Origin of the sequence: Actinophytocola sp., from assembly GCF_050699915.1 — a bacterium.
In the GTDB taxonomy this organism is placed as follows: domain Bacteria; phylum Actinomycetota; class Actinomycetes; order Mycobacteriales; family Pseudonocardiaceae; genus Actinophytocola.
In genome coordinates, this window is record NZ_JBOHGA010000234.1 from 1 (window position 1) to 9,233 (window position 9,233).

The 9,233-nt window shown below is 71.5% G+C and carries 9 protein-coding genes; all 9 read left to right on the forward strand.

Going from position 1 to position 9,233, the window contains the following annotated elements:
- On the forward strand, positions 1–1,021 hold a 1,021-nt coding region (locus tag ACRDSK_RS28255), incomplete at its 5' end, for an MATE family efflux transporter (RefSeq protein WP_431444387.1).
- An 88-nt stretch (positions 1,022–1,109) separates the two neighbouring features.
- The gene (locus ACRDSK_RS28260) at positions 1,110–2,435 is read left to right on the forward strand and encodes an MFS transporter (protein WP_431444388.1); all 1,326 of its coding nucleotides are present in this window, start codon (positions 1,110–1,112) and stop codon (positions 2,433–2,435) included.
- An 18-nt stretch (positions 2,436–2,453) separates the two neighbouring features.
- Positions 2,454–3,359 carry a tRNA pseudouridine(55) synthase TruB gene (truB, locus tag ACRDSK_RS28265; RefSeq protein ID WP_431444389.1) on the forward strand — a complete coding sequence of 302 codons (906 nt, stop codon included), beginning with the start codon at positions 2,454–2,456 and terminating at the stop codon, positions 3,357–3,359.
- Between the two features lie 137 nt (positions 3,360–3,496).
- Positions 3,497–4,450: a bifunctional riboflavin kinase/FAD synthetase gene (locus tag ACRDSK_RS28270; protein WP_431444390.1), complete on the forward strand. Its 954-nt coding sequence runs from the start codon at positions 3,497–3,499 to the stop codon at positions 4,448–4,450.
- Between the two features lie 144 nt (positions 4,451–4,594).
- On the forward strand, positions 4,595–5,074 hold the full coding sequence (locus ACRDSK_RS28275; protein ID WP_431444391.1) for an XRE family transcriptional regulator: 480 nt from the start codon (positions 4,595–4,597) through the stop codon (positions 5,072–5,074).
- A complete protein-coding gene (gene thpR / locus ACRDSK_RS28280; protein ID WP_431444392.1) occupies positions 5,075–5,635 on the forward strand; it encodes an RNA 2',3'-cyclic phosphodiesterase in 561 nt (186 codons plus the stop codon).
- 112 nt (positions 5,636–5,747) lie between these two features.
- The gene (rpsO, locus tag ACRDSK_RS28285; RefSeq protein WP_075130364.1) at positions 5,748–6,017 is read left to right on the forward strand and encodes a 30S ribosomal protein S15; all 270 of its coding nucleotides are present in this window, start codon (positions 5,748–5,750) and stop codon (positions 6,015–6,017) included.
- Between the two features lie 238 nt (positions 6,018–6,255).
- Positions 6,256–8,523, forward strand: a complete 2,268-nt coding sequence (locus tag ACRDSK_RS28290; protein WP_431444393.1) for a polyribonucleotide nucleotidyltransferase — start codon at positions 6,256–6,258, stop codon at positions 8,521–8,523.
- Between the two features lie 71 nt (positions 8,524–8,594).
- Positions 8,595–9,233 (forward strand): M16 family metallopeptidase (locus tag ACRDSK_RS28295; protein WP_431444394.1); only part of this gene is annotated, 639 nt, incomplete at its 3' end.

Here is a 9,233-nt window from a genome sequence, read left to right on the forward strand (position 1 = left end):
GGTCGTCGGCGTCGTGCTGATCGTCGTGGGGCAGGCGGTCGCCGGGCCGGTGGCGCGCCTGCTCGCCGGGCCCGGCCCGGTCGCGGACGCCGCGGTCGGCTGGCTGCGCATCGCGCTGTTCGGCATCCCCTTCATCCTCATCACGATGGCCGGCAACGGCTGGATGCGCGGCGTGCAGGACACCCGCCGGCCGCTGCGCTACGTGCTGGCCGGCAACGGGATCTCCGCCGTGCTCTGCCCGGTCCTCGTGTACGGCACGGGCTGGGGACTCGAGGGCTCGGCGGTCGCAAACGTCTGCGCGCAGCTGATCGCGGCCACGCTGTTCATCCGTGCGCTGGTCGTCGAGCGGGTGGCGCTGCGGCCGCACCCGGCGACGATGCGCGCGCAGCTGACCGTCGGCCGCGACCTCGTCCTGCGCGGCCTGGCGTTCCAGGCCTGCTTCGTCTCCGCCACCTCGGTCGCCGCGCACGCCTCCACCGCCGCGGTCGGCGCGCACCAGGTGGTGCTGCAGCTGTGGGTGTTCCTCGCGCTGGTGCTCGACTCGATCGCGATCGCCGCGCAGTCGCTCGTCGGCGCGGCGCTCGGGGCCGGCGACGAGCGCTACGCCAAGGACCTCGCCCGACAGGTCACCGGCTACGGGCTCGTCTTCGGCTGTCTGCTCGGCGTGCTGTTCGCCGCGCTCGCCGGCGTCCTACCCGGACTGTTCACTTCGGACGGTTCGGTACTCGCGGAGATCCCGCACGCCTGGTGGTTCTTCGTCGCGATGCAGCCGGTGGCGGGTGTCGTGTTCGCCCTCGACGGGGTGCTGCTCGGCGCCGGCGACGCGGCGTTCCTGCGCACCGCCACGATCGGTGCCGCGGTGCTCGCGTTCCTGCCGCTGACCTGGGCGTCGTTCGTGTTCGACTGGGGACTCGTGGGCATCTGGACCGGGCTGACCGCCTTCATGCTGGTCCGGCTGGCCACGGTGCTCGGCAGGCTCCACTCCGGACGGTGGGCGGTGCTCGGTGCCGTGCGGGCGTGACCGAACCCACGGCTGAGCTCGCTAATGATTCGGCCGGGCGGTGCGCTGTACCCAGTGGGACGAGGCGTCGACACCGAACAGGAGCGTTGTGCAGGACACCCGCCAGACCCACCAGGCCCGGAGGGCACTGACGATCTGGGCCATCGCGGTCCTCGTCTATCTGGCGGCGGTGTTCCACCGAACGACGCTCGGCGTCGCGGGCCTCGAGGCCGGCGAGCGGTTCGGGCTCGGGCCGGCCGCGCTCGGCACGTTCACCGTGCTGCAGATCGGCCTCTACGCCCTCATGCAGATCCCCACCGGCCTGCTGGTCGACCGCTACGGCGCGCGCCGCGTGCTCACCGTCGCGGCGCTGCTGATGGGGCTGGGCCAGCTGCTGTTCGCGTTCGTCACCTCCTACCCGCTCGGCCTGCTCGCCCGCGCGGTGCTCGGCATCGGCGACGCCCTGACCTTCGTCAGCGTGCTGCGCCTGGTCGCCGCGTACTTCCCGCCCCGGCGCTACGCCGCGCTCGCGTCGACCACCGCGGCGCTCGGTGCGCTGGGCAACCTGATCTCCACGCTGCCGCTCGCCGTCCTGCTCGACAGCGTCGGCTGGACCGTCACGTTCGCCGCGACCGGCGCCGCCACCGCGGCCTACGCCGTGGTGCTGGTGCTGCGGGTGCGCGACCACCCGGCGGGCGCGGTCCCGGCGACCCGCGAACCCGAGTCGCTGCGCGTCGTGCTCGGCCAGGTCCGGCAGGCCTGGCGCACGCCCGGCACCCGGCTCGGCTTCTGGGCGCACTTCTCCACGATGTTCGCCCCGGCGATGCTCGGCCTGATCTGGGGCTTCCCGTACCTGGTCCAGGCGCAGGGGCTCGGCGTCCCGGCCGCCGGCCTGCTGCTCGGCCTGCTCGTGGTCGGGGCGATCGTCGGCGGACCGACGATCGGCGCGGTGATCAGTCACCGGCCGGAGTGCCGCACGCCGCTGGTCGTCGGCTACCTGCTCGCCGCGCTCGGCGTGTGGGCGGTGCTGCTCGGCTGGCCGGGCGGGCACGTCCCGGTCGGGATCCTGGTCGCCGGGTTCGCGGTGCTCTCCGTCGGCGGCCCCGCCTCGTCCATCGCGTTCGCCCTGGCCCGCGACTACAACCCGCTGCGCCGGGTCGGCACGGCGACCGGGGTGGTCAACGTCGGCGGGTTCGTCGCGATCACCGTGTCCGCGCTGGCGGTCGGCGTGCTGCTGTCGATCTTCGAACCGCTCGGGTCGCCGACCGCCTTCCGGCTGGCGCTGCTCGCGGTGGTCGCGGTCCTGCTGCTCGGCCTGTGGCGCACGTCGGTGTGGTGGCGCCGGGCCCGGGCGGCCGTGTTCGACGCCGCCGACCGCGGTGAGGACGTGCCGGTGCGGATCCGGCGGCGGGCCTGGGACCTCGCGCACACCTAGCTCTGGGAGGATCATCCCGTGTCCCCAGCAGCGACCAAGCAGCGTGTCACCGTCCCGCCCGGCCTCGTCGTCGTCGACAAGCCGGACGGCATGACCTCCCACGACGTCGTCGCCCGCGTGCGGCGAATCCTGGGCACGCGCAAGGTCGGCCACGCCGGCACGCTCGACCCGATGGCCACCGGCGTGCTCGTGCTCGGCATCGAGCGGGCCACGAAGCTGCTCGGCCACCTCGCGCTCGACACCAAGGCGTACCTCGCCACGATCCACCTCGGCAGCGCCACCACGACCGACGACGCGCAGGGCGACGTGCTGTCCACTGTGGACGCCTCGACGGCGGCCGACGAGGCGATCGCCGCCGGGATCCGCGAGCTGACCGGGCACATCCAGCAGGTGCCGAGCGCGGTCAGCGCGGTCAAGGTCGACGGCAAGCGCGCCTACGCGCGGGTGCGCGCGGGCGAGGAGGTAGAACTCGCCGCCCGCCCGGTCGAGGTGTCGCGGTTCGACCTGCTGGCCACCCGGCGCATGGACGCCGTCGTCGCGCTGGACGTGATGGTCGAGTGCTCGTCGGGCACCTACGTCCGCGCGCTGGCCCGCGACCTCGGCGCCGGCCTCGGCGTCGGCGGGCACCTGTCCGCCCTGCGCCGCACCCGGGTCGGCCCGTTCGACCTGCGCGTGGTGACCACACTGGACCAGCTGACCGAGGCCCCCGGCCTGTCCCTGTCACTGGACGATGCGGTCGACCGAGCCTTCCCCCGCCGCGACGTGGACGACCGCTCGGCAGCAGCGCTGCTCCGCGGCCAACGCCTGCCAGCCGCGGGCCTCGCGGGGACCTACGGCGTCTTCAACCCGGCAGGCCACGCGATAGCCCTGGCCACCGACGAGGGCGAGGCCGCCCGCTCGCTGGTGGTCCTGACCCCAGTCTGAGGAGCGCCCTGCACACGACCCAAGTGGCAACCAACCGCACCTAAGGGGAACGGAACGCGACCCAGCCACAAGTACGCACCAAACTGAACGGCACCAAACCAACGGCGACTAACACTTTGAATTCCGGGGAGGCGGGCATGCAGAGGTGGCGGGGGCTTGAGTTCATCCCTGGCGGGTGGGGGCGGTGTGTTGCCACGATCGGGGTGTTCGACGGGGTGCACCTGGGGCATCAGGCGCTGATCCAGCGCGCGGTGGCGCTCGCCCACGATCGCGGGGTGCCGAGCCTGCTGGTCACGTTCGACCCGCACCCCGCCGAGGTCGTCCGGCCGGGCAGCCACCCCGCGCAGCTCACCACGCTGCGCCGCAAGGCCGAGCTCGTCGAGCAACTGGGTGTGGACGTGTTCTGCGTGCTGCCCTTCACCCTCGACCTGTCCAAGGTGCCTGCCGACGAGTTCGTGCACGAGTACCTCGTCGACCAGTTGCACGTGGCGGCCGTCGTGGTGGGGGAGAACTTCACCTTCGGGCACAAGGCCACCGGGAACGTGGAGCTGCTGACCCAGTTCGGTCACCGGTTCGGGTTCGCGGTCGAGGGCGCCAAGCTCGTCACGGTGCCGAACTCGACGCCGGCCTCGGAGATCACGTTCTCCTCCACCTACATCCGGGCCTGCATCAACGCCGGCGACGTCACCGCCGCCGCGGCCGCGCTCGGCCGGCCGCACCGGCTGGAGGGGATCATCGTCCGCGGCGACCGGCGCGGCCACGAGCTGGGCTTTCCCACCGCCAACCTGTCCACTCCGCGCTACGCCGCGGTGCCCGCCGACGGCGTCTACGCCGGCCGCTTCTCGCTGCTGACCGCCACCGGGCGGGAGCCCCTGATGGCCGCGATGTCGGTTGGCACGAACCCGACGTTCTCCGGCCGCGAGCGCCGGGTGGAGGCGTTCGTGCTCGACGTCGACGAGGACTTCTACGGCCAGCGCGTGGCCGTCGACTTCGTCGACCGGCTGCGCGACATGGAGCGCTTCGAGTCCACCGAGGCCCTCGTGGAGCGGATGCACGACGACGTGCGTCGAACCCGTGAGCTGCTCGGCTGACGTTCGTCACCTGGACGGGCGACGCGGATACGTGCAGATGCGAATGGGTGGCGAGATTCACCACGCAACTCGCACTTGCCTGGCAAGATGCTCTGAGGCTGCTCGGGGCGAGCCGTCGTGGCGGGATTCAGGGGAGAGGCGAAAGTGGAGGACCACAAGATCGTCCAGCGCAACCTGGCGCTACAGCGGGAGTGGTACGGCGAGCCGCTCGGTGACCGGGTCCGCCGCCTCGTGGTCGCGTTCGACATCTCTCAGGCCTTCCTCGCCGACGTGCTGGGCATCAGCGCGCCCATGCTGAGCCAGGTGATGAGCGGGCGACGCGCCAAGATCGGCAACCCGGCGGTGCTGGCCCGGCTCATCATGCTCGAGCGCAAGATCCTGGTCCCGGACGTCGCGGCCGGCAAGAAGGAGGCGATGATGCGCGCCCTGGAGGAGGTGCGCGCCTCGCGCCCCTCCGTGACCAGGGACAACCTGCCGGTCGACATCGGACGCAACGACCGGGTCGCGGTCGCCGCGCTGCGCCGGGTCGCCGAGGCCGGCGACCTCACGGCCGCGGCCGGCCTGCTCAACGGCAAGTTCCCCGAGCTCGCCGACCTGCTGCGACGGGCGGGCCAGCCGCAGTAGATGGTCCGCCTCTTCTCGGCCGTCGAGCTGCCCGGGTCCGTGCGCGCCGAGCTGGCCGAGCGGCTGCGGGCGTTCCGCGAGACCGAGACCGACGCCGAGCTGCGCTGGGTGCCGCCCGAGCGCTGGCACATCACACTCGGCTTCTACGGCGACCGCGAGCACGCCGACCGGCGCGGCTCCTGGTTCCGCCGGCAGGCGACCGGGCTCGCGGCGACACGGCTGCGGCTGCGTGGCGCCGGCCGGTTCCCGGGTGTGCTGTGGGTCGGGGTCGCGCCGCTCGAGGACCGCGACGCGGCCGCGCTGCGCCGGCTCGCCGGCGCGCTGAACGCGGACAACAACGCGGCCGAGTACGACTTCGCCCCGCATGTCACGGTGGCCCGCTGGCGGCGCGGTGCGGCGGGCAGCCGGAGCGCGGTCCGGGCGGTCCACGAGCTGGCCGACTTCCGCGGCGCCTCGTGGACGGCGGGCGAGGCGGTGCTGTTCCGCAGCGACCAACCGGGCGGGCGGGGGCCGGTCTACACCCCGCTCGATCGCGTCACACTGGCCGGTAAGCAGGGCTGACGACCCACCTGCTAACCTCGGTGTTTGGGTCCGGCTGCGGTCCGTGGCGGCCGGTACCTGCTATCCCGATACGGGACCGCACGGCACATCTCATATCCGAGGAGTACGAAGAGTGGCGCTGTCCACCGAGCAGAAGAAGACGATCCTGGCCGAGTACGGCGTCCACGACACCGACACCGGCTCGCCGGAGGCCCAGGTCGCGATGCTGACCAAGCGCATCAGCGACCTGACCGAGCACCTGAAGGTGCACAAGCACGACCACCACTCACGTCGCGGTCTGTTGCTGCTGGTCGGCCGTCGCCGCCGGCTGCTCAACTACCTGACAAAGGTGGACATCGAACGCTACCGGTCGCTCATCCAGCGACTCGGCCTGCGCCGATAGACCCGAATCGGGGGAGTGGTCAGCGACCGCTCCCCCGACCTCTGTGAACAGAAGAACAAGGGCTTAGCGCGCCGCGTACGGGGATCAGTTCGCCGGTCCTCGGTAGTGGCTCCCGGGTTCGACCGTCGGTACGACCGACGGATCCCGGGCGCTTCGATCGAAGACCGGCCTCGCGAGGATCCCGTTGCCCTGTGCCCCGTATGGGGTGTGCGCGCCCGCGATGACGAGGAGCAACTACATGACCGACTTCAGCGAAGCTGGAGTTCACGAGACCACTGCCGTGATCGACAACGGCACCTTCGGCAAGCGCACCATCCGGTTCGAGACCGGGCGCCTCGCCCGGCAGGCCGCCGGCAGCGTCGTGGCCTACCTCGACGAGGAGACCATGCTGCTGTCCGCGACGACCGCGTCGAAGCACCCGAAGGAGCACTTCGACTTCTTCCCGCTGACCGTGGACGTCGAGGAGCGGATGTACGCCGCGGGCCGCATCCCCGGCTCGTTCTTCCGCCGCGAGGGTCGCCCGTCGACCGACGCGATCCTGACCTGCCGACTGATCGACCGGCCGCTGCGGCCGTCCTTCGTGGACGGCCTGCGCAACGAGATCCAGGTCGTCATCACGATCCAGAGCCTCAACCCGCAGGACCTCTACGACGTAGTCGCGATCAACGCCGCGTCCGCCTCCACCCAGCTCTCCGGCCTGCCGTTCTCCGGCCCGGTCGGTGCCACCCGGGTGGCCCTGATCGGCGAGCAGTGGGTGGCGTTCCCGACCCACGAGCAGCTGGAGAAGGCCGCGTTCGACATGGTCGTGGCCGGCCGGGTGGTCGGCTCGGGCGATGTCGCGATCATGATGGTCGAGGCCGAGGCCACCGACAACGTGCTGGACCTGATCGCGGAGGGCGCCGTCGCGCCGACCGAGGAGGTCGTGGCGCAGGGCCTCGAGGCCGCGAAGCCCTTCATCAAGGTGCTGTGCGAGGCCCAGGCCCGTCTGGCCGAGGTCGCCGCCAAGGAGACTCGCGAGTACCCGACCTACCCGACCTACCCGGCCTACCAGCCGGACGCGCTGGAGGCCGTGACGGCCGCCGTCTCCGACGAGCTGGCGCAGGCGCTGACCATCGCCGGGAAGCAGGAGCGCGAGTCCAAGCTGGACGAGATCAAGGCCGCGACCCTGGAGAAGGTCGGCGCGGTCGAGGGCGGCGCGTTCGAGGGTCGCGAGAAGGAGGTCGGCGCCGCGTTCCGGGCGCTGAACAAGAAGCTGGTCCGCCAGCGGATCCTGCGCGACAAGGTCCGCATCGACGGCCGCGGCATCACCGACATCCGGCAGCTGTCCGCCGAGGTCGCGCTGATCCCGCGGGCGCACGGCTCGGCGCTGTTCGAGCGCGGCGAGACCCAGATCCTGGGTGTCACCACGCTGAACATGCTGCGCATGGAGCAGCAGATCGACTCGCTGTCCCCGGAGACGCACAAGCGCTACCTGCACCACTACAACTTCCCGCCGTTCTCCACCGGTGAGACCGGTCGGGTCGGCTCGCCCAAGCGGCGCGAGATCGGCCACGGCGCGCTCGCCGAGCGGGCGCTGGTGCCGGTGCTGCCCAAGCGCGACGAGTTCCCCTACGCGATCCGCCAGGTCTCCGAGGCGCTGAGCTCCAACGGCTCGACGTCCATGGGTTCGGTCTGCGCGTCGACGATGTCGCTGCTCAACGCCGGCGTGCCGCTGAAGGCCCCGGTCTCCGGCATCGCCATGGGCCTCGTGTCCGACGAGGTCGACGGTGAGACCCGGTACGTGGCGATCACCGACATCCTGGGCGCCGAGGACGCGTTCGGCGACATGGACTTCAAGGTCGCCGGCACCAAGGACCTCGTCACCGCGCTGCAGCTGGACACCAAGCTCGACGGCATCCCGTCGGACGTGCTCGGCGGTGCGCTGTCCCAGGCGCGCGACGCCCGCCTGACGATCCTCGAGGTGATGGCCGAGGCCATCGACAAGCCGGACGAGATGAGCCCGTACTCGCCGCGCGTCACCAGCGTGAAGATCCCGGTCGACAAGATCGGCGAGGTGATCGGACCCAAGGGCAAGATGATCAACTCGATCACCGAGCAGACCGGTGCGGACATCTCGATCGAGGACGACGGCACGATCTACGTCGGCGCCTCGGACGGTCCGTCCGCGGACGCGGCGATCGACCTGATCAACGCGATCGCCAACCCGCAGCTGCCCAAGATCGGCGAGCGCTTCCTCGGCACGGTGGTCAAGACCGCCGCGTTCGGCGCGTTCGTCTCGCTGCTGCCGGGCAAGGACGGCCTGGTGCACATCTCCAAGCTGGGCAACGGCAAGCGCATCGGCAAGGTCGAGGACGTCGTCAAGGTCGGCGACAAGCTCCGGGTGGAGATCGCCGACATCGACCAGCGGGGCAAGATCAGCCTCGTGCTGGTGAACGAGGACGACAAGGCCGACGCCACGTCGGACGCGCCGTCGGACGCGCCGTCGGACGAGCCCGCGAAGGCATAAGTTCGTTGGCAGGTAACGGAAGCACCCGGGTCCTGGAGCGGACCGACGGCGGGTGCGTAGTCAAGCGCACCATGTTGCCCGGTGGCCTGCGGGTGATCACCGAGCAGGTCCCGGGCGTCCGTTCGGCCTCGGTGGGCATCTGGGTGGGCGTCGGCTCCCGCGACGAGCAGCAGTCTGTCGCGGGAGCCGCGCACTACCTGGAACACCTGCTGTTCAAGGGAACCGCGCGGCGCTCGGCGGTGCAGATCGCCGAGGAGATCGACGCGGTCGGTGGCGAGCTCAACGCGTTCACCGCCAAGGAGCACACGTGCTACTACGCGCACGTGCTCGACACCGACCTGCCGCTCGCGATGGACCTCGTGTCCGATGTGGTCTTCGACGCGCTGCTGGCCGAGCGGGACATGGAGACCGAGCGCAGCGTGGTCCTCGAGGAGATCGCGATGCGCGACGACGACCCCGAGGACCTGCTGCACGACACGTTCGTGGAGGCCCTGCTCACCGACCATCCGCTCGGGCGTCCGGTGCTGGGCACCGAGCAGTCGATCAGCACGATGAGCCGAACCTCGTTGCACGGCTTCTACAAGCGTCGCTACGCGATGCCGAGGATGGTGCTCGCCGCGGCGGGCAACATCACCCACGCCGACGTGCTCCGGCACGCCCGCCGGCTGCTGCGCGACCGGCTCGTCGGCGACCGCCCGCCGGGCAGCCCG